The sequence below is a fragment of the Amycolatopsis acididurans genome (assembly GCF_012328925.1).
In the GTDB taxonomy this organism is placed as follows: domain Bacteria; phylum Actinomycetota; class Actinomycetes; order Mycobacteriales; family Pseudonocardiaceae; genus Amycolatopsis_E; species Amycolatopsis_E acididurans.
On sequence record NZ_JAAXLS010000028.1, the window covers coordinates 1 to 22963 of the forward strand.

Annotated in this window: 26 protein-coding genes; 11 read left to right on the forward strand and 15 right to left on the reverse strand. The window is 69.5% G+C overall.

The genetic code is table 11. The features are described from left to right. Window positions 1–25: 25 nt before the first annotated feature. From HFP15_RS28630 to HFP15_RS28640, 3 genes are read right to left on the reverse strand one after another with little or no spacing between them, the layout of a single operon-like run. Window positions 26–775: a succinate dehydrogenase/fumarate reductase iron-sulfur subunit gene (locus HFP15_RS28630; RefSeq protein WP_168519876.1), complete on the reverse strand. Its 750-nt coding sequence runs from the start codon at window positions 773–775 to the stop codon at window positions 26–28. Continuing rightward, window positions 772–2691 carry a fumarate reductase/succinate dehydrogenase flavoprotein subunit gene (locus HFP15_RS28635; RefSeq protein ID WP_210718001.1) on the reverse strand — a complete coding sequence of 640 codons (1920 nt, stop codon included), beginning with the start codon at window positions 2689–2691 and terminating at the stop codon, window positions 772–774. The genes HFP15_RS28630 and HFP15_RS28635 overlap by 4 nt, the downstream gene beginning before the upstream one ends. A gap of 5 nt (window positions 2692–2696) precedes the next feature. After that, window positions 2697–3386 carry a succinate dehydrogenase cytochrome b subunit gene (locus HFP15_RS28640; protein ID WP_168519878.1) on the reverse strand — a complete coding sequence of 230 codons (690 nt, stop codon included), beginning with the start codon at window positions 3384–3386 and terminating at the stop codon, window positions 2697–2699. A gap of 71 nt (window positions 3387–3457) precedes the next feature. On the opposite strand from HFP15_RS28640, the gene HFP15_RS28645 reads away from it, so the two are divergent. Further along, the gene (locus HFP15_RS28645) at window positions 3458–4366 is read left to right on the forward strand and encodes a LysR family transcriptional regulator (protein ID WP_168519879.1); all 909 of its coding nucleotides are present in this window, start codon (window positions 3458–3460) and stop codon (window positions 4364–4366) included. Between the two features lie 9 nt (window positions 4367–4375). Here the strand turns inward: HFP15_RS28645 and HFP15_RS28650 are convergent, their stop codons facing one another. Further along, window positions 4376–5845 carry an aldehyde dehydrogenase family protein gene (locus tag HFP15_RS28650; protein ID WP_168519880.1) on the reverse strand — a complete coding sequence of 490 codons (1470 nt, stop codon included), beginning with the start codon at window positions 5843–5845 and terminating at the stop codon, window positions 4376–4378. 155 nt (window positions 5846–6000) lie between these two features. Between HFP15_RS28650 and dxs the strand changes: the two genes are divergently transcribed. After that, a complete protein-coding gene (gene dxs / locus HFP15_RS28655; protein WP_168519943.1) occupies window positions 6001–7917 on the forward strand; it encodes a 1-deoxy-D-xylulose-5-phosphate synthase in 1917 nt (638 codons plus the stop codon). A gap of 63 nt (window positions 7918–7980) precedes the next feature. Here dxs and HFP15_RS28660 read toward each other — a convergent pair whose 3' ends face one another. Genes HFP15_RS28660 through HFP15_RS28685 form a run of 6 tightly spaced genes read right to left on the reverse strand, consistent with a single transcriptional unit; the run spans window position 7981 to window position 11622 of the window. Beyond that, window positions 7981–8241, reverse strand: coding sequence for a helix-turn-helix domain-containing protein (locus HFP15_RS28660; RefSeq protein WP_168519881.1), 261 nt, complete (start codon window positions 8239–8241; stop codon window positions 7981–7983). Further along, window positions 8238–9494: an NAD(P)/FAD-dependent oxidoreductase gene (locus tag HFP15_RS28665; protein ID WP_168519882.1), complete on the reverse strand. Its 1257-nt coding sequence runs from the start codon at window positions 9492–9494 to the stop codon at window positions 8238–8240. Before HFP15_RS28665 ends, HFP15_RS28660 begins: the two co-directional genes overlap by 4 nt. Further along, window positions 9487–9714 carry a ferredoxin gene (locus tag HFP15_RS28670; protein ID WP_312871794.1) on the reverse strand — a complete coding sequence of 76 codons (228 nt, stop codon included), beginning with the start codon at window positions 9712–9714 and terminating at the stop codon, window positions 9487–9489. Before HFP15_RS28670 ends, HFP15_RS28665 begins: the two co-directional genes overlap by 8 nt. Next, window positions 9711–10322, reverse strand: coding sequence for a ferric reductase-like transmembrane domain-containing protein (locus tag HFP15_RS28675; protein ID WP_210718014.1), 612 nt, complete (start codon window positions 10320–10322; stop codon window positions 9711–9713). The genes HFP15_RS28670 and HFP15_RS28675 overlap by 4 nt, the downstream gene beginning before the upstream one ends. A 12-nt stretch (window positions 10323–10334) precedes the next feature. After that, window positions 10335–11045, reverse strand: a complete 711-nt coding sequence (locus HFP15_RS28680) for a DUF4142 domain-containing protein (protein ID WP_168519883.1) — start codon at window positions 11043–11045, stop codon at window positions 10335–10337. Between the two features lie 43 nt (window positions 11046–11088). Beyond that, a complete protein-coding gene (locus HFP15_RS28685) occupies window positions 11089–11622 on the reverse strand; it encodes a hypothetical protein (RefSeq protein ID WP_246272117.1) in 534 nt (177 codons plus the stop codon). A gap of 276 nt (window positions 11623–11898) precedes the next feature. On the opposite strand from HFP15_RS28685, the gene HFP15_RS28690 reads away from it, so the two are divergent. The 8 genes from HFP15_RS28690 to HFP15_RS28725 all read left to right on the forward strand — a co-directional run bounded on the left by HFP15_RS28690 (window position 11899) and on the right by HFP15_RS28725 (window position 18729). Further along, window positions 11899–12411 carry a sigma-70 family RNA polymerase sigma factor gene (locus tag HFP15_RS28690; protein ID WP_246272118.1) on the forward strand — a complete coding sequence of 171 codons (513 nt, stop codon included), beginning with the start codon at window positions 11899–11901 and terminating at the stop codon, window positions 12409–12411. 6 nt (window positions 12412–12417) lie between these two features. Beyond that, window positions 12418–13134 carry an anti-sigma factor family protein gene (locus HFP15_RS28695; protein WP_168519885.1) on the forward strand — a complete coding sequence of 239 codons (717 nt, stop codon included), beginning with the start codon at window positions 12418–12420 and terminating at the stop codon, window positions 13132–13134. Window positions 13135–13277: 143 nt separating this feature from the next. Beyond that, on the forward strand, window positions 13278–14819 hold the full coding sequence (locus HFP15_RS28700) for a DUF1996 domain-containing protein (RefSeq protein WP_168519886.1): 1542 nt from the start codon (window positions 13278–13280) through the stop codon (window positions 14817–14819). After that, entirely contained in the window at window positions 14816–15376 is a 561-nt protein-coding gene (locus tag HFP15_RS28705; protein WP_168519887.1) for a sigma-70 family RNA polymerase sigma factor, read from the forward strand. Before HFP15_RS28700 ends, HFP15_RS28705 begins: the two co-directional genes overlap by 4 nt. Continuing rightward, window positions 15373–16041 (forward strand): anti-sigma factor family protein, encoded by a 669-nt coding sequence (locus HFP15_RS28710; RefSeq protein ID WP_168519888.1) that lies wholly within the window; start codon window positions 15373–15375, stop codon window positions 16039–16041. The genes HFP15_RS28705 and HFP15_RS28710 overlap by 4 nt, the downstream gene beginning before the upstream one ends. Before the next feature lie 46 nt (window positions 16042–16087). Beyond that, window positions 16088–16765, forward strand: coding sequence for a response regulator transcription factor (locus HFP15_RS28715; protein WP_168519889.1), 678 nt, complete (start codon window positions 16088–16090; stop codon window positions 16763–16765). Between the two features lie 11 nt (window positions 16766–16776). Then, window positions 16777–17895, forward strand: a complete 1119-nt coding sequence (locus HFP15_RS28720; RefSeq protein WP_168519890.1) for a sensor histidine kinase — start codon at window positions 16777–16779, stop codon at window positions 17893–17895. 15 nt (window positions 17896–17910) lie between these two features. Continuing rightward, window positions 17911–18729, forward strand: coding sequence for an aldo/keto reductase (locus tag HFP15_RS28725; protein ID WP_168519891.1), 819 nt, complete (start codon window positions 17911–17913; stop codon window positions 18727–18729). 10 nt (window positions 18730–18739) lie between these two features. Here HFP15_RS28725 and HFP15_RS28730 read toward each other — a convergent pair whose 3' ends face one another. The 5 genes from HFP15_RS28730 to HFP15_RS28750 form a co-directional block, all read right to left on the reverse strand. Next, window positions 18740–19132, reverse strand: coding sequence for a VOC family protein (locus HFP15_RS28730; protein ID WP_168519892.1), 393 nt, complete (start codon window positions 19130–19132; stop codon window positions 18740–18742). Continuing rightward, complete coding sequence (locus HFP15_RS28735; protein ID WP_168519893.1) at window positions 19129–19410, reverse strand: ArsR/SmtB family transcription factor; 282 nt, start codon at window positions 19408–19410, stop codon at window positions 19129–19131. The genes HFP15_RS28730 and HFP15_RS28735 overlap by 4 nt, the downstream gene beginning before the upstream one ends. 33 nt (window positions 19411–19443) lie before the next feature. Further along, the gene (locus HFP15_RS28740; protein WP_168519894.1) at window positions 19444–20664 is read right to left on the reverse strand and encodes a cytochrome P450; all 1221 of its coding nucleotides are present in this window, start codon (window positions 20662–20664) and stop codon (window positions 19444–19446) included. Window positions 20665–20716: 52 nt separating this feature from the next. Further along, complete coding sequence (locus HFP15_RS28745) at window positions 20717–21022, reverse strand: hypothetical protein (protein WP_210718004.1); 306 nt, start codon at window positions 21020–21022, stop codon at window positions 20717–20719. A gap of 267 nt (window positions 21023–21289) precedes the next feature. Further along, window positions 21290–22186, reverse strand: coding sequence for an AurF N-oxygenase family protein (locus HFP15_RS28750; RefSeq protein ID WP_168519896.1), 897 nt, complete (start codon window positions 22184–22186; stop codon window positions 21290–21292). Window positions 22187–22284: 98 nt separating this feature from the next. Here HFP15_RS28750 and HFP15_RS28755 point away from each other — a divergent pair, with 98 nt between their 5' ends. Further along, a complete protein-coding gene (locus HFP15_RS28755) occupies window positions 22285–22953 on the forward strand; it encodes a TetR/AcrR family transcriptional regulator (protein ID WP_168519897.1) in 669 nt (222 codons plus the stop codon). Window positions 22954–22963 lie beyond the last annotated feature (10 nt).

Consider the following 22963-nt stretch of genomic DNA (forward strand, 5'->3'; position numbering starts at 1 on the left):
CCCAACCCCACATCGCCGCCCCACCTCACCCCGCCGGGCGAAGCGAACCGCTCAGGACGTCGTGGTTCAGGCGCGCGATCGTGCTCAGCGGGATCTCCTTGGGGCACACCGTCGTGCACTCGCCCGCGTTGGTGCAGCCGCCGAAGCCCAGTGCGTCGTGTTCGGCGACCATGTCCGCCGCGCGCGAGTACCGTTCCGGCTGGCCTTGCGGCAACAGGCCGAGATGCGTGGCCTTCGCCGCGGTGAACAGCATCGCCGAGCCGTTCGGGCAGGCCGCCACGCACGCGCCGCAGCCGATGCACGCCGCGGCCTCGAAGGCCGAGTCGGCATCCGGCTTCGGCACGGGCGTCGCGTGGGCGTCCGGGGCGGCACCGGTCGGCGCGGTGATGTACCCGCCCGCCTCGATCACCCGGTCCAACGCCCCGCGATCGACCACGAGGTCCTTGACCACGGGAAACGGCCGCGCCCGCCACGGCTCCACGGTCAGCACCTGCCCGTCGGCGAAATGCCGCAAATGCAGCTGACACGCCGTCGTCGCACGCTGGGGGCCGTGTGCGACACCGTTGATCATCACGCCGCACGCGCCGCAAATTCCTTCGCGGCAGTCGTGATCGAACGCCACCGGGTCCTCCCCGTCGGCGGTCAGCCGTTCGTTGAGCACATCCAGCGCCTCGAGGAACGACATGTCCGGTGACAGATCCTCCAGCCGGTAGGTGACCAGCCGCCCGCGATCGGCCGCGTCGCGCTGACGCCAGATCTTCAGAACGAGTTTCACTTGTAGCTCCGCTGGCTCGGGGTGACCCGGTCGAAATTCAGCTGTTCCCGGTGCAGGACCGGCCTCCCGCCGGTGTACTCCCACGCCGCGACATACGAGAACCGCTCGTCGTCGCGCAGGGCGTCGCCGTCCGCGGTCTGGCACTCCTCCCGGAAATGCCCGCCACAGGACTCCGTGCGGTGCAACGCGTCGATGCACATCAGCTCGGCCAGTTCCAGGAAATCGGCGACGCGCCCGGCCTTCTCCAGCGCCTGATTGAGCTCCGCGCCCTGCCCGGGAACGCGTATCCGCTGCCAGAACTCGTTCCGCAGCAACGGAATCTGCTCCAGCGCCTTGCGCAGGCTCTCCTCGGTCCGCGCCATCCCGCAGTGATCCCACAGCAGGCGCCCCAGCTCGCGGTGGAAATCCTCCGCCGTGCGGTCGCCCTGAACGGCGAGCAGCCGCGACACCCGAGCTCGCACGCCGGACTCGGCCTCCGCCACCACGTCCTGACCGACCGTCTCAAAAGGACCATCGGCCAGATAGTCGCCAATGGTCGTGGGCAGCACGAAGTAGCCGTCGGCCAGCCCCTGCATGAGCGCGCTCGCGCCGAGCCGGTTCGCGCCGTGGTCGGAGAAGTTCGCCTCGCCGATCACGAACAGCCCCGGAATCGTGCTGCGCAGGTCGTAGTCCACCCACAGCCCGCCCATCGTGTAGTGCACGGCCGGGAAGATGCGCATCGGTACGCGATACGGATCCTCGCCGGTGATCCGCTCGTACATCGTGAACAGGTTGCCGTACTTGGCTTCGACCCCGTCGCGCCCGAGTCGTTCCAGCGCGTCCGCGAAATCCAGGTACACGCCGAGGCCGGTCGGACCGACGCCGCGGCCGGCATCGCAGACCGCCTTCACCGCCCGCGACGCGATATCACGCGGCACGAGATTGCCGAACGAGGGATAGAGCCGTTCGAGGAAGAAATCGCGCTCGTCCTCGGGAATCTCCTGCGGCGCACGGGAATCGTGTGCTCGCACCGGAACCCATACCCGGCCGTCGTTGCGCAGCGACTCGCTCATCAGCGTCAGCTTCGACTGGTGGTCGCCGCTGACGGGAATGCACGTCGGATGGATCTGCGTGAAGCACGGGTTCGCGAACAACGCGCCCCGCCGGTGCGCACGCCAGATCGCGGTCGTGTTGCAGCCCTTCGCGTTGGTGGACAGGTGGAACACGTTGCCGTAGCCGCCGGTCGCGAGCACGACGGCGTCGGCGAGATGGGTCGAGACCTCGCCGGTCAGCAGATCGCGCACGACCACGCCACGCGCCCGCCCGCCGGCGACCACGAGGTCCAGCATCTCGGTCCTCGGGTGCATCCGCACGCGCCCGGCATGGATCTGCCGTGCCAGTGCCTGATACGCGCCGAGCAGGAGCTGCTGCCCGGTCTGCCCGCGCGCGTAGAACGTCCGCGACACCTGCGCGCCACCGAAGGAGCGCGTGTCGAGCAGCCCGCCGTACTCGCGGGCGAGCGGCACACCCTGAGCCACGGCCTGGTCGATGATCCGCACGCTCAGCTCCGCGAGCCGGTACACATTGGACTCGCGGGCGCGGAAGTCACCCCCTTTGACGGTGTCGTAGAACAACCGGTGGACACTGTCGCCGTCCCCGGCGTAGTTCTTGGCGGCGTTGATCCCGCCCTGCGCGGCGATGCTGTGTGCGCGGCGCGGGCTGTCCTGGTAGCAGAACGAGGTCACCTGGTACCCGAGCTCGCCGAGCGTCGCGGCGGCGGATGCGCCCGCGAGCCCGGTGCCCACGACGATCACGCTCAGCTTGCGCCGGTTCGCCGGATTCACCAGCCGTGCGGAGAATCTCCTTTCCTCCCAGCGGTTCTCCAGCGGCACATCCGGGGCGCGGGTGTCCGCGACCGGTGCTCCTTGGTCATACAAGCTGCTCACCTCAGCAATCCGGTCAGCACGGCGAACGGGACGGACAGGTAGCCCGCGGTGATGAAAACGGCGTACCCGGTGGCGGTGGCCTGCCAGGCGCGGCGTGCGGCGGCCGAGGCACCGAGGCTCTGCAAGGCGCTCCACAGCCCGTGCCGGATGTGGAAGCCGAGCGACACGACCGCCAGCGCGTAGAACAGCGTGACGTACCAGAGCCGGAAGTCGGCGACGACGTTGTTGTAGACGTCACCCTGCACGCCGTGGGGGTTCAGGTACCCGGCCGTGAGGTCGAGCAGGTGGTAGACGACGAACAACGCCAGGATCACCCCGCCCCACCGCATCGTGCGCGCCGCGTAGTCGCCCTGGACGCGCGCGCGGTGGCGGTAGCGGACGGGGCGGGCCGCGCGGGCACGCCGGGCGAGCTGGACGGCGGCGGTCGCATGCAGCACGACGCAGACGACGAGCCCGATCCGCGCGATCCAGAGGAAACCGCCGTGCCCGAGCGCGCCGTCGAGCACCGTGCGCAGCCAGGCCGCGTAGTGGTCGAGGCTCGCCGGCGAGATGAACGCCTTGAGGTTGGACAGCATGTGCGCGGTCACGAACAGCAGGAGCAGCAGCCCCGTGACGCCCATGACGGCTTTCTTGCCGACGGTGGACGACCAGAGCCGCCGGAGCCGGGGTGGATCGAGAACAGCCACGGACCGACGCTAAGTTCGCCCGTGATCAGGCGTCCAATACATGGAAACGCTCGACTCGATAGCCTGAGGCTATGACGCTGCAGCAGCTCCTGTACTTCCTGGCCGTGGCGGACACGCGGCATTTCACGCGCGCCGCCGAGCAGGCCTATGTGGCGCAGCCCTCACTCAGCAAGCAGATCCGGGCGCTGGAGGACGAGCTCGGCGCGCCGTTGTTCAGCCGGGCGCGCGGCAACGTCGCGCTCACCGCGGCGGGGGAGGCGCTGCTGCCCATCGCGCGCCGCATCACCTCCGATGTGGACACGGCGCGCCTCGAGATCGCCGAGCTGGTCGGGCTTCGGCGCGGGCGGGTGCGGGTGGGCGCGACGCCGAGCCTGTGCGTGAGCCTGTTCGCCGATGTGCTGCACCGGTTTCACGAGGAGTACCCGGGTGTGGAGCTGTCGGTGGAGGAGAGCGGCTCGAAGGATCTGGTGCGCGCGCTCACGCACGGGGAGCTGGACCTGGCCGTGCTCACCGCGCCCGAGCGGGGAGAAGAGGCCGCGCTGACGACGACCCCGATCCTGCGGGAGCGGCTGGTCGTCGCGTCGGCGGAACCGCTGGGGGAGACGGTCGCGCTGCGCGACCTGCGGGGCCGCCCGCTGGTGATGTTCCGGCAGGGCTACGACCTGCGCGACACGACGCTGCACGCGTGCCGCGCGGCCGGTTTCGAACCACGGTTCGCCGTGCAGGGCGGGGAGATGGACGCCGTGCTGCGGTTCGTGGAGATCGGGCTCGGCGTGGCGATCGTGCCGAGCATCGTCGTCGGCGGGCGGGCCGGGCTGCACGCCGCACCGCTGCGCGATCCCGTGATCAGCCGCACCATCGCGCTCGCGCACCGCACCGACGTCGCCCCGACCCACGCGGCGCGCGCCTTCCGTGCGACGTTGCTCACCCACCTGCACACGGCGGCGCTGCCGGAGGGAGTCACGTTGCACCAGCCGTGAGCGCCGAGATCAGGAGCTGAACCAGCCCGACGGTCCCGGCCGCAGGTTCTGGTAGATGTGCTTGGCCTCCTGGTACTCCGCCAGCCCGGTCGGGCCGAGTTCCCGGCCGAAACCGGACTGCTTGAAGCCGCCCCACTCCGCCTGCGGCAGGTACGGGTGATAGTCGTTGATCCACACCGTGCCGTGCCGGAGCCGGTTCGCCACGCGCTGCGCCCTGGACGCGTCGGAGCTGAACACCCCGCCCGCGAGGCCGTAGTGCGTGTCGTTGGCCAGCCGGACGGCCTCGTCCTCGTCGCGGAAGGTCTCCACCGTCAGCACCGGCCCGAACGACTCCTCCGTCACCGCGAAACCGCCGGTGGGCGCGTTGTCCAGCACCGTGGGCAGGTAGAAGTACCCGTCTGCCAGTTCCGGTTCCGCGGGGCGGCGGCCGCCGGTGCGCAGGACCGCGCCTTCGGCGAGCGCCTTCTCGACGTACTGCTCGACCTTCGCCAGATGCGCGGCAGAGATGAGCGGACCGGTCTGCGCCCGGGGATCGAACGGACCGCCCAGCCGGATGCCGGCGGCGCGGCGCACCACCTCGTCCACCAGCGCGTCGTGCAGTTCCTCCTGCACGATCAGCCGCGCGCCCGCCGAGCACACCTGTCCCGAATGCAGGAACACCGCGGTCAGCGTGTAGTCCACGGCGGTCTCGAAGTCGGCGTCGGCGAAGACCACGTTCGGGTTCTTGCCACCCAGTTCCAGCGCGACCTTCTTGACCGTCCCGGCCGCGGCCGCGGCGATCGCGCGGCCGGTGGCGAGGCCGCCGGTGAACGAGACCAGATCCACGCCGGGATGTTCCGACAGCGGTGCCCCGGCCTCCGGCCCCGCGCCCAGCACGAGGTTGCCGACCCCGGCGGGCAACCCGGCCTCGGTGAGCGTGCGCATCAGCATCACCGCCGTGTGCGGGGTCAGCTCGCTCGGCTTGAGCACGAACGTGTTCCCCGCGGCGAGCGCCGGCGCGACCTTCCACGCGGTCTGCAGCAGCGGATAGTTCCACGGCGTGATCAGCCCGCACACCCCGACCGGCTCGTACACGATCCGGCTGAACGCGTCCGGGCCGCCCGCGTCGACCACGCGCCCGGCGTCCTGCCCGGCGAGCTTGCCGAAGTAGCGGAAGCACGCGGTCACGTCGGCGATGTCGTATTCGCTTTCCACCAGCCGCTTGCCGGTGTCCAGCGATTCCGCCCGCGCGTAGCCGGCCTTGTCGCGTTCGAGCAGGTCCGCGACCCGCAGCAGCAGATCGCCCCGCGTCATGGCGGGGGTCGAAGGCCAGGGGCCCGCATCGAAGGCGGTGCGCGCGGCGGCGATCGCGGCCTCGGTGTCCTCGCGCGTCGCCTCCGCGACCTCGCCCACGACCGATCCGTCGGCCGGGCACTGGATCCGCCTCGTCCGGCCGTGTTTCGCAGCCACCCATTCGCCCCCGATGAACAGTTCAGTCATCACCACTCCCCGTGACCTCACTCACACGCTGATGTCGTAGTCCGTTAGCTCTTCACGTTTCTACCGCGTGATGCGCATGGCGCGGGCGAGCGCCGGGCTTTGCTCCCTCCGTAGACTGTGCGGACGGTCCGAGGATCGACAGGGTGAGGTGGAAAGTGACGTTGCTGGAGTCAGTGCACGGACCAGCCGACCTCAAACGCATGGGGCACGGCCAGTTGGAGAAGCTCGCGGGGGAGATCCGGGACTTTCTCATCGACAAGGTGCGCCGCTCCGGTGGGCACCTCGGCCCCAATCTCGGCGTGGTCGAGCTGACGCTGGCGCTGCACCGGGTCTTCGACTCGCCGAAGGACGCGATCGTGTGGGACGTGGGTCACCAGGCCTATGTGCACAAGATCGTGACGGGCCGGCGCGAGGGCTTCGAGCTGCTGCGCCAGACCGGCGGGGTCGCGGGCTACCCGATCCGCGCCGAGAGCGAGCACGACTTCGTGGAGAACAGCCACGCCTCCACGGCATTGTCCTATGTGGACGGTCTGTCGAAGGCGTTCGAGCTGGCGGGCGGCGGGCGGCACACTGTCGCCGTGGTCGGGGACGGCGCGTTGACCGGCGGCATGTGCTGGGAGGCGCTGAACAACATCGCCGCCGAGCCCGGCCGTCCCGTGGTCATCGTGGTCAACGACAACGGCCGTTCCTACTCGCCCACGATCGGCGGGTTTGCCGAGCACCTCGCCTCCCTGCGCCTGCAGCCCGGCTACGAGCGGATGCTCGACGGTGGCCGCGAGCTGCTGCTGCACACCCCGGTCGTCGGCAAGCCGATCTACGCGGCGCTGCACGCGGCGAAGGCGGGCATCAAGGACGCGCTGAGCCCGCAGATGATGTTCTCCGACCTCGGCCTGAAATACCTCGGCCCGGTCGACGGGCACGACTTCGTGGCCCTGGAGCGGGCGCTGCAGGCGGCGAAGGCGTTCGGCGGTCCGGTCGTCGTGCACGCCGTCACGGAGAAGGGGCACGGCTACCCGCCCGCGGTCAACGACGGCAACGACCAGATGCACCAGACCGACCCGATCGATCCGGAAACCGGTCTGCCCAAGCCGAAGGGCCGCAGCTGGACCTCGGTGTTCGGCGAGGAGCTGGTCAGGATCGGTGCCGAGCGTGAGGACGTCGTCGCGATCACCGCGGCGATGCTGCGCTCGACCGGCCTGCACACCTTCGCCGAGCGCTTCCCGGACCGCTGGTTCGACGTGGGCATCGCCGAGCAGCACGCGCTGACCTCCGCGGCGGGCCTGGCGATGGGCGGTTTGCATCCGGTCGTCGCGGTGTACTCGACGTTCCTCAACCGCGCCTTCGACCAGCTGCTGATGGACGTCGCGCTGCACCGCCAGCCGGTCACGCTGGTGCTGGACCGGGCCGGCATCACCGGCCCCGACGGTCCGAGTCACCACGGCATGTGGGACTTGTCGCTGCTGGGCCTGGTGCCCGGGATGCGGGTCGCGGCGCCGCGAGACGCGCGGACGTTGCGCGAGGAGCTTCGCGAGGCGATCGACGTCTCCGATGGGCCGACGGCGCTGCGGTACTCGAAGGGCGGCGTGGTCGAGTCGGTTCCCGCGATCGAGCGGACCGGTGTGGTCGACGTGCTGCACAAGCCCGCCGAGGGGGCGGGTGCGGATGTGCTGCTGGTCGCGATCGGCGCGTTCGCCAAGCTCGGCCTCGCGGCGGCGGAACGGCTCGCGGATCAGGGCATCGGCGTGACGGTCGTGGACCCGAGGTGGATCCTGCCGGTGCCGGGAGAGCTGGTCGGGCTCGCCGAACGGCACCGGCTCGTCGTGACGATCGAGGACAGTGGCAGGCACGGTGGCTTCGGCTCCGCACTGGCGGCCGTCCTGCGCGACGCCGAGTGCGACGTACCGCTGCGGGATCTGGCGGTGCCGCAACGGTTCCACGCGCACGGTTCGCGCGAGGAGGTGCTGGCCAGGTTCGGCCTGACCGCGCAGGACGTCGCGCTGCGGGTCACCGGCTGGGCGTCCAGCCTCCTGCCCGATCCACAACACGAGGCAGCCGAGTCGCCCCGGGACTGAGGCACAAAAAAGGAACCCCCTCGCGGCGCGATCGCACCACGAGGGGGTCCCTCACGGCCGTGGTCAGTCCACTACGGCGATGTCACCGTCGTCGAAATGGATGGCCTCACGGAGGCGGCCGCCCAGGGCGATCGCGTAGTGGGCCAGTGCTTCGCGGCCCGTGATCGAGCCGCGTTCGATTTCGTACACCTGGTTCTGCGGCACGCCCATGCGCTGTGCGAGGTGGTGCTGGGTGATACCCCGGCTCCGCCTGATCTCGGCCAGGCGGTGACCGCGCACGGCGTTGAGCAACTCGCCCGCGCTCACCGCGGGAAGGTCGGTCATGTCGTCAGACCTCCCGCGCCCACGGCCATCCACTCTTCGTCGCTGAACACCGCTTCCTGCTCCGGGATCCCCGCGACCGGCGTGTACTCGGGCACCGGCAAGGTGCGTTCGAGTTCCTCGGTCCATTTGAGCATCGTGCGCGGTTTGTCCCACGTGCAGGCACCGATCAGCTGCCCGCCCTTGACGAACCCGGTCACCCCGTCTTCCAGCTGCACGGTGTCCTCGCCGAGCGCGGGCATGCCCGCCATCTGCAAGCGGTGCTCGTAGATGCTCGACCATGCCCTCGGCATCGGCGTGAAGGGACGGGCCAGCGCGCGCCCCGCCATGAGGTTCTCGGCGGCGGCCCGGCCGGACTCGACGGCGTTGAGCCAGTGCTCGACCCGTCGCGGCACCTCGTCGAAACGCAGGTTCGGCCATTTCGCGACATCGCCGACGCACACGATGTCCTCGCCGTTCTCGGCGAACAGCGTCGGCTCGCACAGCACACCGTCGTCGACGATCAGCCCGGAACCCCGCAACCAGTCCGTCGCCGGCACGCTGCCGATGGCCAGCACGACACAGCTCGCGACGACGAGCTTGTTGTTGGTCAGGTGCAGGCCGAACGCTTCCTTCGTGCTGATCCAGTGCCGTACCTCGGAGTTCATCGCCAGCGCCGCCCGGTGCTTGCGGTGCGTCTCGGTCACCGCCTCCGCGACGTGCGGGCCGAACCGGTACAACGGGGCCTTCGCGTGCCCGACGAGCGTGACGTCACGGCCGAGCGTGCGCATGCTGGCCGCGAACTCGCAGCCGATGAGCCCGCTGCCGATCACCACGGCGGGTTTCGTACTCGCCATCAGCGCCCGGCGCAGCGACACCGCGTCCTCGACGGTGCGCAGCACACGTACCCGCGGATCGTGACGCGGTGAACCGGGCAGATGCCTTGGCACCACGCCCGTCGCGATGATCAGCCCGTCGTACCAGAGTTCCTCCTTCCCCGGCAGGTGCACGACGCGCTGTTTGGTGTCCAGATGCGTGGCGCGTGTGCCCAGGCGCCAGTGCACGTCGAGATCGGTGTAGGCCTTCAGCTCGATGTCGTGCGGCCGGACGTTGCCGGTGATCAGTTGCTTGGACACCATGGGCCGGTGGTAGGGCTTGCGGCGCTCGTCGCCGACGATGATGACCTCGCCGTCGAAACCCAGCTCCCGCAAGCGTTCCGCCGCGCGGAGTCCGCCGACCCCGGCGCCCACGATGACGATCCTGTCTCCATCACTCATCGGTCACACCCCGCAGCACGATGGCCTGCATCGGACACGAGCGGGCCGCGGCCGCGGCCTGCTCCAGATCTTCTTCGGTCAGCTGCCGCCGGAAGCGCAGCCGCCCGTCCTTCTCCAGCCGGAACACGCGTGGTGCCTCCCACATACAGGTGCCGAACAGTTCACAACGGTCGTCGTCCACGCTGACGCGCGGACCACGGAAACGGTCGAGGGCCTTCACACCAGCTCCTCGACGAGCCCGATCCGTTCCAGCACCCGTCCAGGCAGGAAGCGGAGCACGGCCAGGGTGATGGTGGGCACCAGCAGCGTGATGCCCGCCAGCCACAGCATCGCCAGATGCCCGTTGGCGATCGCACCGAAGAACGAGTGCACCACCAGCAACGGGATCGCGAGATAGGCCAGCCGGTGCAGCCACAGCCAGCGCCGGTAGGTGGTGAAGCGGTGCATCACCGCGGTGATCGCGATGGCGATCATCAGCTCCGTGCCGATGATGCCGAACGCGTGCCGTGCCAGGGTGCCCGAGGTCATCGGCACGGTCAGCTGCATGACCGTGAACGCGTCGCTGGACAGGAACGCGAACGCCGCCGCGTGCACGACGCCGAAGGCGAGCGTGAGCATGGCGAGCATCATGTGCCCGCCCCGCAACGCCTTGCGGCCGGTGATGTTGCGGACCCAGCCCGTCGCGGTCAGCACGCCCCACCACAGGGTGAGGCACATGAACACGTAGGCAAGGCGCGCGGAGAACTGCGCGACGCTGCGCAACCCCGCGTCGGAGGACGCGGACTGGGCCAGCGGCATCGCCGAGGCCCACAGGCCGGTCGAGAACATCACGACGTCCTCCTAGGTTGCCGGTGGCCTGGCCGGCTGACGCGCAGTCGCATCTTCGTTGTCTCCTGGTCGGTTTCGTTTTCGCAGGGAATGCCGGATCAGCCACAGCAGCAGCAGCGTCGCTCCGCACAGCAGCAGCCCGAGTACGACGCTCGTGGTGACGTCTTTCGCGCTGAGGTTCAGCGCGGACGCGGCCGACGTCGTGGCCGTGGTGGACACCGTGGGCTGCGGCAGCCGGCCGAAGTCGACGAGCCCGGTGCTCTCCAGCAACGTGATGTGCCGCAGCACGACCTGGTTGGCGGTGGCGGCGAACTGGCGGATCTCGTCGTTGCGGGTACCGGCGCGAACCCCGGCGATGACGGCGAAGACGACGCCGTGCGCGGCGCGCAGCCGGTTGGCGAACACGCGCTCGAAATCCGAGGCCGAGGGCGCGTCCCGCATTTCCCGCAGCCAGCTTTGCTGATCTTTGGTGGGCTGCTCGGGCAGTCGCACGCCGAAACGCGCGGCCATGTCGCGCACCGCGACATCGAGCCGTCCGTGGTCGACCATCAGCGTCATTCCGACATCCTTGACGTGCGGGTCGGCCGCGCGGGTTCGTGCCCAGTCGCCCGCGGGCATTTCCCACAGGCCCGCCTGACGCACGCGGACGAGCAGATCGCGATCGGCATCGGTGAGCGTCACGCCTTGCGCACGGGCGGTTCCTTGCAGGGCCAACTGGCTCATCACCAGCACCGTCAGCAGGGCGACCAGCCGGCGTGCTCCACCGTCACAGGCCGAACGCATCGGACTGCCCGGGGTCGGCCGCGGTCACGACCTTCGCGCCTTGCGGCGTGACGGGAAACCACGCGCCGGCCATACCCCGCCCCGCGGTCTCGCCGGGCATCTCGTCGGCGACACAGCGGTACAGGGGCCAGCCGGCCAGCGTGACCTGGTCGGTGCCATCGGCCCTGGTCATGGTGCCGACGAGGGCCGGCTCGACGCCGTGCAGATTCTGCGCGGCCGCACCGGGAACGGGTTTCCACTGCCGCGTGCAGGTGGTGTCACAGGCCGATTTCGGTGGCATCGTAGCGTCTTCGTCATAGCGGTAGAGCGCGTATCCGGCTCCGTCGACGACGAGCTCGCCGAGATCGAAGGCGCGCACGGCGTTGAGCGCCGGTTTGCCGTCGGCGGCGGAATGATCTGTCGTTATCGGCACACTGTTCGCCGCGGTTGTGCCCGAATAGTCACAGCCTGTCGAGGCGGTGACCACGATTCCGGCCGCGGCGAGCGGGATCATGGCTCTGGCATTACGGTGAGTCAACTGGTGTTTCCTTCCCTGTCGGGGGCCAGGGCGGACGCTCCTGTACCGGGTATTCCCTGTACAAGGGCGCAATGGATCCACTGTGGACAAAACTGTCCATAGTGGAATTTACGCTGTCGGGGGTCAGCGCTTTTCGGGGCCTTCGCCGGGGGATACGATAACGGTACGGACACGGTTCAAAGATTCTTGTCGCATTCTTGCCACTGGACGAACATGCCGTGCCAGGACAGGATGTCGCCCGTGGGAAGCCACAACAGATCCTTGAGAACCGTCGTCATGCCAGAAGCGGACACCGGCCGCGACGACCTGGCGGCCGCGCTCTACCAGGAGTACGGCCGCCCGCTGCTCGCTTTCGTGATCACGCTGACGGCGGGAGACCGGCTGTGGGCCGAGGACGTCGTGCAGGAGACGCTGATCCGGGCTTGGCGCAACGCCGACAAGCTCAACCGGGAACCCGAGATGCTGCGCGCGTGGCTCTACACCGTGGCGCGCCGGATCGTCATCGACGGCTGGCGCAGTCGCAAGGCCAGGCCGCAGGAGGTGGAAGAGGCCGACGCGGACACCGTCGGCGTGCCGGACGAATCGGATCGCACGCTGGCCGCGATGGTGGTCTACGAGGCGCTGCGCAACCTGTCCCCGGAGCAGCGGGAAGCCGTGCTGCAGACCTACATCCGCGATCGAACCGTGAACGAGGTCGCGCAGACGCTCGGGATTCCGCCCGGTACCGTCAAATCCCGCATCTACCATGCGGTACGCGCGTTGCGGCGGGCGTTACGAGATCGGGGGTGACGTGCGGTGGGGGTCACGCACACAGACGTCGCCGCCTACGTCCTCGGCGTGCTCGACGAAGCCGAACGGGCCTTGTTCGAGGCGCACCTGTCCGACTGCCCGCACTGCCAGCTGGATCTGCTGGAGATGTACGAGATCCCCGAGATTCTCGCCGAAGTCGGGAAATACTGGCCGGATCCGCCGATTCCGCAGCCCCGCGCGCTGGACGGCTTGCTCGACGAGGTCGCCGCGCGCCGCAACCGGAAACGCCGCATCGGCTGGCTCGTCGCGGCCGCCGCGCTGCTGCTGATCGTCGCGGGCCCTGTGCTGGCATTGGCTTTCCATTCCGCGGGCGACCCGGCTCAGGCCGCGCCGCCTGCCCTGGCGAGTGTCCAGCCGCCGCAGTCCGCGCCGGCCACGACCGGTTCGGCGAGCCTGTTCGCGGGCGGGCAGGCGTCCAGCGCCATGCAGGCGCAGGTAATTGTCCAGACCACTAGCTGGGGTTCGCAGGTCGATCTGATCCTGAGCGGGATGAGCGGTCCCCGGCAGTGCGCTCTGGTCGCTGTCCCATGGGCAGGGCCGGATCAGACGGTGACCACCTGGACGGTGCCCGGCGCCGCACCCGCGGCCGATGCGGCGCACCCGCTGCGCATCTCCGGCGGCACCGCGCTGGCCTCCGCGGACATCGCGCGCTTCGAAATCCGCGACGAGACCGGCGCCGTGCTCGCGACCATCCCGCGCTGAGCTGGTATTATAACGGCAAGATAACGGGCAGATCGCATTTTGAACTACCTCACCCGTTTCGTCCGTATCTCTTGGTGACGGGTCTCGGGGGCCTTCTCCGTCAGTCATCGGTCACCCCTTCACCAAACGAGGTGTGGAAAACCATGTCCCGAAATGAAGGCCGACATCGTAGTGGCAGGAGAACGAAGATCGCGACGGCGCTGTCCGGTTTCGCGCTCGCGCTCGGCGGTATCGCGATCGCCACGACGGCGGGCGAGACGCAGGACGCCAGCGCCGACGCCGTCGGCAAATCGTTCTTCGTCGACATCACCACAGTCCAGCCCACCGTGCGGGCACCTGCCGCCGGTAGCGGTGCCTCCACCGGCACCTTCACGGTCGACTGCGGCCGCAACGAGAACGGGCACTTCAACCCCGACAACTTCATCGCGCAGCCCGGAGTCCGCAACGGCGCCCAGCATCTGCACGACTACGTCGGGAACCTGACCACCAACGCCGACTCGACCGACGAGAGTCTCGACGCCGGCGGCACCACCTGCAAGAACGGCGACAAGTCGACCTACTACTGGCCCGTGCTGCGCATCGACCGCGAGGACGCGCGAGAGAGCAACGCGCCGGAATCGCCGGCACAGAACGATCTCGACGCCGAGCGCGCGCAGGCCGCGGCTTCGGCGCAGCGACCGCGTGTCGAATGCCCGGACATCGCCAGCGAACTGGGCGACGTGCCCGACGCCGCCATGGCGGCCGTCGGCGACGAGCTGAACGCGATCGAGGCCGCGGAGACGCAGGCCGACCGGCGGCTGGCCACCGCGGCGAACACCGACGAGGTGCTGACCTCGTTGCGAGACAAGCGCACGAGCGGCCTCGACCGGATCGGCAGCCTGACCGGGCAGCGCCAGCGGCGGGATCTGTCCGGCTGCACGGTGCGGGATCGTGACCACGGTGGCATCGACAACGGTGCCGAGAACAGCGATCCGGGCGCCGGTCGGCGAAGCACCACCAGCAGCGCCGCCGCGACGAGCACCGGCAGTGCCCCTACGACGGCTTCCCCGGCAGAAAGCGCTTCCTCCAGCGCGACCGCTACAACCGCCTCTGCCACCTCGACATCGGCCTCGCAACTGCCGGGGCCGGACGAGAACAACGAACTCTCGGGCAACGACGGTGAGATCCAGCGGCCGGAGAGCGTGAGCCTGACCTTCCGCGGCAGTCCGGTCACCCGGGTGCGGGCGATGCCGAAGTTCCTGCGCGTGCTCTACGGCGACGCGAAGCCGAGCGTCAACGGAACCACGAACACCAAGGCGAGCTGGACCTGCACCGGCTTCGAGGACCGGCTCATCGACAAATACCCGATCTGCCCGGAGGGCAGCAAGGTCGAGCGGATCCACGATTTCCCGAGCTGCTGGGACGGCAGGAACATCGACAGCGCCAACCACCGCACCCACATCGTGTTCCCCGGCGCGAACGGTCGGTGCGCACGCGGTTTCGTCGCGGTACCACAGCTGCGAATCAGCCTGGTCTACAACGTGCCACGGGACGTGCAGCTAGCCGGACAGTACAAAGTGGACTCTTTCCCGGAAGAAAGTCACAACCCGCGCTCCGACCATGACGACTTCGCCAACGTGATGTCGCAGTGCATCATGACCCGCGTCGTGAACTGCATCAACCGGGGCAGGACGTGTAGCGAGTGAAAAGAACCTCGACCTGGGCCCGTAACCGAGCGGCGGTCGCTGAAGAAGCACTGATCCGTGCGCTCTACGAGGAGCACGGGCGGGCACTGCTCGCCTACGCGACCCGGCTGATGAACGACCGCGCGGCCGCCGAGGACGTCGTCCAGGAAACCCTGGTGCGTGCCTGGCGGCATCCGGACGCGCTCGTCAACGGCAAGGGGTCGGTGCGTGGCTGGCTGCTCACGGTCACCCGCAACATCGTCACCGACCGGTACCGCGCCAGAGCGGCCCGGCCGGCCGAGGTGGCCGAAACCCCGGTCACCACGGCCGTCGCGGCCGATCACGCCGACTCCGTGGTCACCTCGATGATCGTGCTGGAAGCACTGGACAAGCTGTCCCCCGAACACCGGGACGTGCTGACACAGATCTACTTCCGCGGCCGCAGCGTCGCCGAGGCCGCGGCGACCCTCGGGGTTCCGCAGGGCACGGTCAAATCCAGGTCGTACTACGCGCTACGGGCGATGCGACAGGCTTTCGGCGGCGGGAGACAGGTCGCGCTCGAAGAGGTGAGTGCGTGAGCGTGGATGACCATGCCTACTCGCTCGGTGCCTACGTGCTCGCGGCGCTGGACCCGCAGGAGATACGCGCGATGGAGTGGCACCTCGCCTCGTGCGGGCGCTGCCAGGCCGAACTGGTGGAGCTGCGCATGAGTCGCGCGGCGCTCGACGACCTCCCGCTCGAGGCCCTGCTGGAGGGCCCGCCGGAGGACGGCGAACTGCTGCTGCGGCGAGTGCTGCGGCAGGTGCGGCACGAGGCCGCGGCGCGATCGCGGCGCCGCCGTCTGGCAGTCGGCGTCGCGGCGGCCGCGGTCGCCGCCGCCTTCGCCGGCGGCGGCGTGGTGCTGGGCCGGGCAACCGCCCTCGATGCCGCGGCCCCGGCCGGCACGGCGCTGTCGGCCACCGACTCCGCGACCGGGGCGAGCATGAGCGTCGTCCTCGGGCCGGCGGCGGGCTGGGTGCGGCTGGACGCGACGGTATCCGGCATCCCGGCGGGGGAGAAGTGCCGGTTGTTCGTGGTGGGTCGCGACGGTACCCGCGAGGAGGCCGGAAGCTGGCTGGTGCCGGCGGCGGGGGAGGGTGCGGGAACTCATCTCGGCGGCGCGGCGTTGGTCGCACCGGACAACGTGGCGGCCATCGAGGTCGAGAGCTTCGACGGCCGGAAGTATGTAACTGTACGAGTCTGAGAACGGGCGCAGGTGCTTCTCAGGAATATGTGGCACGGTGATTGACGTGCGGATTCTGGTAGTCGAGGACGAGGAACCACTCGCGGACGCGATCGCTCGCGGGCTGCGCCGGGAAGGCATGGCCGTGGACATCGCGCTCAACGGTGACGACGGGCACGAGAAGGCGAGCATCACGCGCTACGACGTGGTGCTGCTGGACCGCGACCTGCCCGGTATGTCCGGTGACGAGCTGTGCAAGGAGATCGTCGCCTCGGGCGAGCTGACCAGGGTCCTGATGCTGACCGCGAGCGGGACGGTGAACGACCGGGTCGAGGGGCTGTCCCTCGGTGCGGACGACTACCTCGCCAAGCCGTTCGCCTTTCCCGAACTGGTCGCCCGCGTGCGGGCGCTCGGCCGCCGCGCAACCCCGGCCGCGCCGCCCCTGCTCACCGCGGGCGACGTCGAGCTGGACCCGGCCCGTCGCACCGTGCGCCGCGCCACCGGCCCCATCGACCTGACCCGCAAGGAGTTCGGGGTGCTGGAGGTGCTGCTGGCCGCGAAGGGCGCGGTGGTCAGCAGCGAGGAGCTGCTGGAACGGGTGTGGGACGAGAACGCCGACCCCTTCACCACGACCGTCCGGGTCACCGTCATGACCCTGCGCAAGAAGCTGGGCGAGCCTGGGATCATCGAGACCGTGGTGGGATCTGGATACCGGGTGCCGAGCACCGGTTCCGCGAAGGAGTGAACCGGCGCGCGATGCCGTTCGGCAGCCTGCGCGCGCGGATCACGCTGCTCGCCACCGGCCTCGCGGCCGGGGTGAGCCTCGTGTTGTTGTGGCTTGCCTGGATGCTGGTCGGCGACGCGGTGGCGGCGGTGCCACAGATGCCGCCCGGTTCGGTGGTGCGGGTCGACGGGGTCGACGTCGACGCCTCGGCGCTGGCCGCGCACCTGCGCGACCACGCCCGTGAGAAGGTGCTGGTGGCCGGGTCGATCGCGTTCCTCTGCGTGGTCGTGGCCACCGCGATCCTGGCGTGGACGTTCACCTCACGCGTGCTGCGGCCGCTGCGGGACATCACCGGCACCGCGCGGCGGCTGTCGGTGGAGTCCTTCGGGGAGCGCATCGGCGAGGTCGAGGCGCGCGGTGAGCTGGCGGAGCTGGCGCACACGTTCGACGCGATGCTGGACCGGCTGCAGGCCGCGTTCGAGGCGCAGCGGCATTTCGTCGCCAACGCCAGCCATGAGCTGCGCACGCCACTGTCGGTGATCAGAACAGAACTGGACGTGACGTTGTCCGATCCGGACGCCGATCCGGCGGAGCTGCGCCGGATGGGCGGCGTCGTGCGGGAGGCGACCGAACGCGCGAACCAGCTGGTCGGCTCGCTGCTGCTGCTCGCCCGCACCGACGGCGCGGGCCTGGCGATGCGGGAGCCCACGGATCTGGCCATGCTGGTCGAGAGCGCGTGGCGGGCGGCCCGCGGCGAGGCCGACCAGCGGGGTATCGAAGCCAAGTTCGACCTGGCGCCCACGCCGGTGAGCGGGGATCCGGCACTGCTGGAGCGCATCGCGGGCAACCTGCTGGAGAACGCGGTCCGGCACAACGTCGAACGCGGCTGGATCGAGGTCTTCACCCGGCCGGGCCCGCAGTGGGCGACCTTGCGGGTGCGCTCCTCGGGCGGGCTGATCGACCCGGCGACGGTGGCCGAGCTGTTCGAGCCGTTCCGGCGGGCCGGGGTCGCGCGCACCGCCCGCGGCGGCGCCGGGCTGGGGCTGTCGATCGTGCGGGCCGCGGTCGAGGCGCACGAGGGCAGGGTGACGGCGGAACCCGTGGTCGGAGGCGGTCTGTCGGTGACCGTGCTGCTGCCCGCGATGGCGTGAAGTTATGGTTTGGGCATGGTCCCCAACGTTCGCCTCACCAACGACGTAGAAATGCCCCGGCTCGGCTTCGGCGTGTACAAGATCGCCGATGACGAGGTCGGGCAGGCCATTCACACCGCGATCGAGGCGGGATACCGCGCCATCGACACCGCCACGCTGTACCGCAACGAGCGGGGTGTGGGCGCGGCCGTGCGGGCCAGTGGCCTGCCGCGTTCGGAGCTGTTCATCACCACCAAGCTGTGGAACACCGACCACGGCTACGACGCGGCGATGCGTGCGTTCGACCACAGTCTCGACCAGCTCGGCCTGGACTACGTGGACCTGTACTTGATCCATTGGCCGGTGCCCAGCCGTGATCTCTATGTCGACACGTGGCGGGCGCTGGAGAAGATCAACGCCGACGGCAGGGCACGGGCGATCGGCGTGTCGAACTTCCAGGTGCCGCACCTGGAGCGGCTGCTCGACGAGACCGACGTGGTGCCCGCGGTCAACCAGATCGAGCTGCACCCGAACCTGCAGCAGGCCGCGCTGCGCGCGTTCGACACCGACCACGGCATCGTGACCGAGTCGTGGAGCCCGCTGGCGCGCGGCCGGATGCTCGACCACGAGGTGCTGACGACGATCGCGCGCAAGCACGGCAAGACCCCGGCACAGATCGTGCTGCGCTGGCACATCGAGATGGGCCTCGTCGCGATCCCGAAGTCCGTGACCCCGCAGCGTATCCGCGAGAACATCGACATCTTCGACTTCGAACTCGACGCCCACGACATCGCCGGGATCGCGTCGCTGGAGGTCAACGGCAGGCTCGGCCCGAACCCCGACACGCACGCCTGACGCGCGGCCCTCAGCTGTTGTAGTGGGCGATCTGGATCAGATTGCCGCAGGTGTCGTCGAACACGGCGGTGGTCACCGTGCCCATGTTCGCCGGCTCCTGGGTGAAGCGCACGCCCTGCTCGCGGAGGCGGTCGTACTCGGTGTGGACGTCGTCGACGAAGAACATCGTGAACGGGATGCCGTCGGCGACGAGCGCCTCCTGGAACGTTTTCGCCGCCGGGTGCCCGTTCGGTTCGAGCAGCAGCTCGGTGCCGTCCTTGTCCTCGGCGGACACCACGGTCAGCCACCGGGCACCGCCGCCCAGCGGGATGTCGTTCTTCGTCACGAACCCCAGCACGTCGGTGTAGAACCGTTGCGCCTTCGCCAGGTCGTCGACGAACACGTTGGCCAGATTGATCCTCATGTCGGTCCCCTCTTGGTGAGCCACCGCGCCACAATCGGTTCGAGCGGTTCGGTGTTGATGTAGTGGAACTTGTACCGGCCGTCGCGCCTGGTCTCCACCAGGCCCGCGTCCTCGAGAACGTCGAGATGCTGCGAGATCGCCTGCCGTGACGAAGCGAGCCCGTGCTTTCCGCTCAGCCGCGCGCAGATCTCGAACAGCGTCTGTCCATTCCGGTCGGTCAGCTCGTCGAGGATCGTCCGGCGGGTGGGATCGGCCAAGGCTTTGAAGACGTCACCCACGTCCGCCACGATAGGCAAGTCGTCACTTGCATGTCAACTGGTCGTCCAGGTGAGCGGCAGTTCGTGCACGCCGTAGATGTTCATGTCGGTCCGCAGTTTCACCTCGGCGGCCGGGACGGCCAGTTCGAGCGAGGGAAAGCGGCGCAGCAGGCCCGCGAAACCGGCGCGCATCTCGATGCGGGCCAGCTGCTGGCCGAGGCACTGGTGGACACCGTGACCGAAGGACAGATGGGTGCGGGCGCTGCGGTGCGGGTGCAGAGTGTCGGGGCGCTCGACGTGCCGGGGGTCGCGGTTGGCGGCCAGTATCGAGACGACGACGGTCGAACCCTCGCGGATCGTTTCCCCGCCGAGTTCGATGTCCTCCGTGGCGTAGCGGTAGATGATGTCCACAACGGACAGATAACGCATGAGTTCCTCGACGGCGCCCGGCAGCAGCCGCGGATCGGCACGCAGTTCGGCCAGTTGCGCGGGATGCTCCAGCAGCGCGAAAGTGCCCAGCGCCAGCATGTTCGCGGTGGTCTCGTGGCCGGCGAGCAGCAGCAGGAAGGCGGTGCCGGTCAGCTCCTCGATGCTGAGGTCGTCGTGGCGGGCCAGGTCGGACAGGATGTCCTCGCCGGGTTCGGCGCGCTTGCGGGCGACCAGTTCGGCCAGGTAGGTGGTCATGGCGCCGTAGGCGGCCATCTTCTCGCCGAGTTCCTGGTCCTTGACGAGGAATGTGGCGGAGTTGACCTGGAAGGTCTCGCGGTCCTCGTACGGGACGCCGAGCAGTTCGCAGATCACCAGCGACGGCACCGGCAGCGCGAACTCCCTGACCAGATCGACGGGCGGGGTCAGGCTCGCCAGCCGGTCCAGTTGCCGCTCGGTGATGTCGAGGATCTGCTCTTCGAGGGCTTGCATGCGCCGGACCGTGAAGGCGCCGGTGAGCTTGCGCCGCAGCCGGGTGTGGTGCGGCGGGTCCATGCTGATGAACAGGCCCGGCACCTGCGGCGACGGTTCGGTGACCGGGGGCATGCCGGGGACCTCGTAGGGCACATGGATGGGGCCGATGTCCTGGCGGGAGCTGAAGCGGGTGTCGGTCATCAGCCGGCGCACCGCGTCGTAGCCGGTGACGAGCCAGCCCTCGTGCCCGTCGGGGAAGATCATGGGGCTGACCGGGCGGGTCTCGCGCAGCCGGGTGATCGCGGTGGGCGGGTCGAAGGGGCCTGCGTCGCGATCCATGGGCAGACCGTGGGGGATCGAGGCGGTGCGCGTCATCGGGTGTCCTTCCGTGGCCGGCTTGATGCGACCACGTTCGCCGGTGGCGCTGTCACGGCCCTGACATGAGGCTGACATCGATGGCCGCACCGGCCACGATCACCGCGCCCCGACCCGGGCCGCCGCGAATGCCGCTCCCGCGAGGAAAACCGCGAAAGTCCCGTACGCCGCCGACAGGCTCGGTGCGTTCACGGCGGCCGACGCCGGTTCCGGCGATGGTCCAGGCCACCAGTGCCACGGCGAACGCTCTGGACCATTCCGGCTGAGAAAGGCTTGTGCCGTAACCATTCGTGAGCAACACCGTGACGAGACTGTCGGCGCCGAAGTAGGCCGTCACGAACAGCAGTATCGCGGCCACCGCCGCCGGGGCACCGGCACATCCCGGATGCCAGGTGTCCCGCCGCGAACATCCACGCCGCCACGGACAGCGCGGTCACCACGGTGCCGGCGGCCGGTGAAAGCGTCCCCCCAGAAGATCTCATCCGCCATGCCTGGCAGTGCGCACCGGCGAGTTCAAGCGCTCGCCGCCCCGACGTACTGCCCGGGCCCCCTGCGCCCGGGCAGCCGTTGGACCGCGGGGCGGCGAGCGCATGACCGGCGATTCCCCCTCTCGCCAGGCTTCGCGTCAGATCAGGTGCACGCGGCGGTACAGCGCGACCGCGGGCCGGGTGAGCAGCCCCGCCTGCGACAGGAAGTCCATCAGCCCGGCGCACGCGCTGCGCAGCATCGCCTCGCGATGCGGGTTGTGCGCGGCCTCCCGCACGGCACGCTCGACGTCGAGCCCCGCGGCGCGGTACACGCCGTGGTTGACCATGCTGCGCACGATGACCGTCGCGACGAGCGCGATCAGCACGGCGGCGCGGCGGCGACGGCGGGGGCTGATGCCCGCCATGTGCGCACGGATCTCGTGCCGGGCGAAGGTCATGTGCCGCGACTCCTCGACCACGTGGATCTTGGAGCTGGTGCGCACGATGTCGAGCACGTTCTCGCCACGCATCCAGTCGCGCTGCATCACGTCGAGGACCTCTTCGGCTACCAGCGTCGCGCCGTAGGCGACCTCGCCGCGCGCGGTCGCCTTGAAGACGCGGGCGGCCTCCAGGATCGCGCGGTGCGGGAAGTACGCGGGCACGTCGAGCTTCTCGCAGATCCGCGCGAACATGATCGAGTGACGGCATTCGTCGGCGATCTCGGTCAGCGCGAAGCGGAACTCGGGATCGGCGGGGTCGTGCGCGTACTGATCGCGCAGGATCATCTGCTGCAGGATCATCTCGAACCAGATGCCGGTGCTCATGATCGAGCACACCTCGTGCCTGGTGAGCGTGACGCGCTGCGCCTTGGTCATCTCGTCCCACAGCGGCGTGCCGTACAGCGTGCTCCACTCCGGGTTCAGCCCGTAGGCGCCTGCCGGCAGCGGCGCGTCCCAGTCGATCTCCGTCGCCGGGTCGTAGGACAGCGTGTCGGCTGACTGCAGCAGGCGGCGGGAGACGTCCGGCTCCCGCGATGTCCGCTCGGCCGTGGTCATGGTCCGCACCTCCTCGTGTTTACCCGAACTCACGGTAACAGGTACATGGTGTACCCGCTATATTTGTGTCCGTGTTCTCCCCCGATAAGGTGGGGTGGATGACCTCCTCACCTGGGCGAATGGATGGGCGCGCCGCGCGATGGGCCGGTCAGCGCGAGCGCCGGCGCCGTGAGTTCGTGGCGGCGGCGTTGCGGGCGATCGCGCAGCACGGGCCGGAGGTGTCCACGGAGCAGATCGCCGAGGAGGCCGGCGTCGCGCGCACGCGGGTCTACAAGTACTTCGCGGACGGCGCCGACCTGCAGATCGCGATCGCGGCCAGGGTGGGGGAGCTGATCACCGCCGAGCTGGCGCCGGTGTGGACCCCGCGCGGCACGCCGATGCAGATGATCGAGGCCGGGGTCGAGGCGCATACCCGCTGGCTGGCCGACAACGAGAACCTCTACCGCTACCTGACCATGCACTCACTGTCCGGGCAGGACGCGATCGCCGACGTGAAGACCACGATCGCGACGAACCTGACCGGGCTGTTCGACCACTACCTGCGGTTGTTCGGCCTCGACGCGCGGCTGGCCGAACCCATCGCGTTCGGGGTGGTGGGCCTGGTGGAGTCCGCCGCGGCGCGCTGGCTGGCCAACCCGTCCGGGCTCACCCGCGACGAGCTGGCGGCGCTGCTGACCAGATGGGTCTGGCGCCTGCTCGACGACATGATGCGCGCCGGCGGCGTGGAGCTCGATCCGCACCGGCCCTTGCCCGGCGCGCAGGTCTAGTTCGCCAACC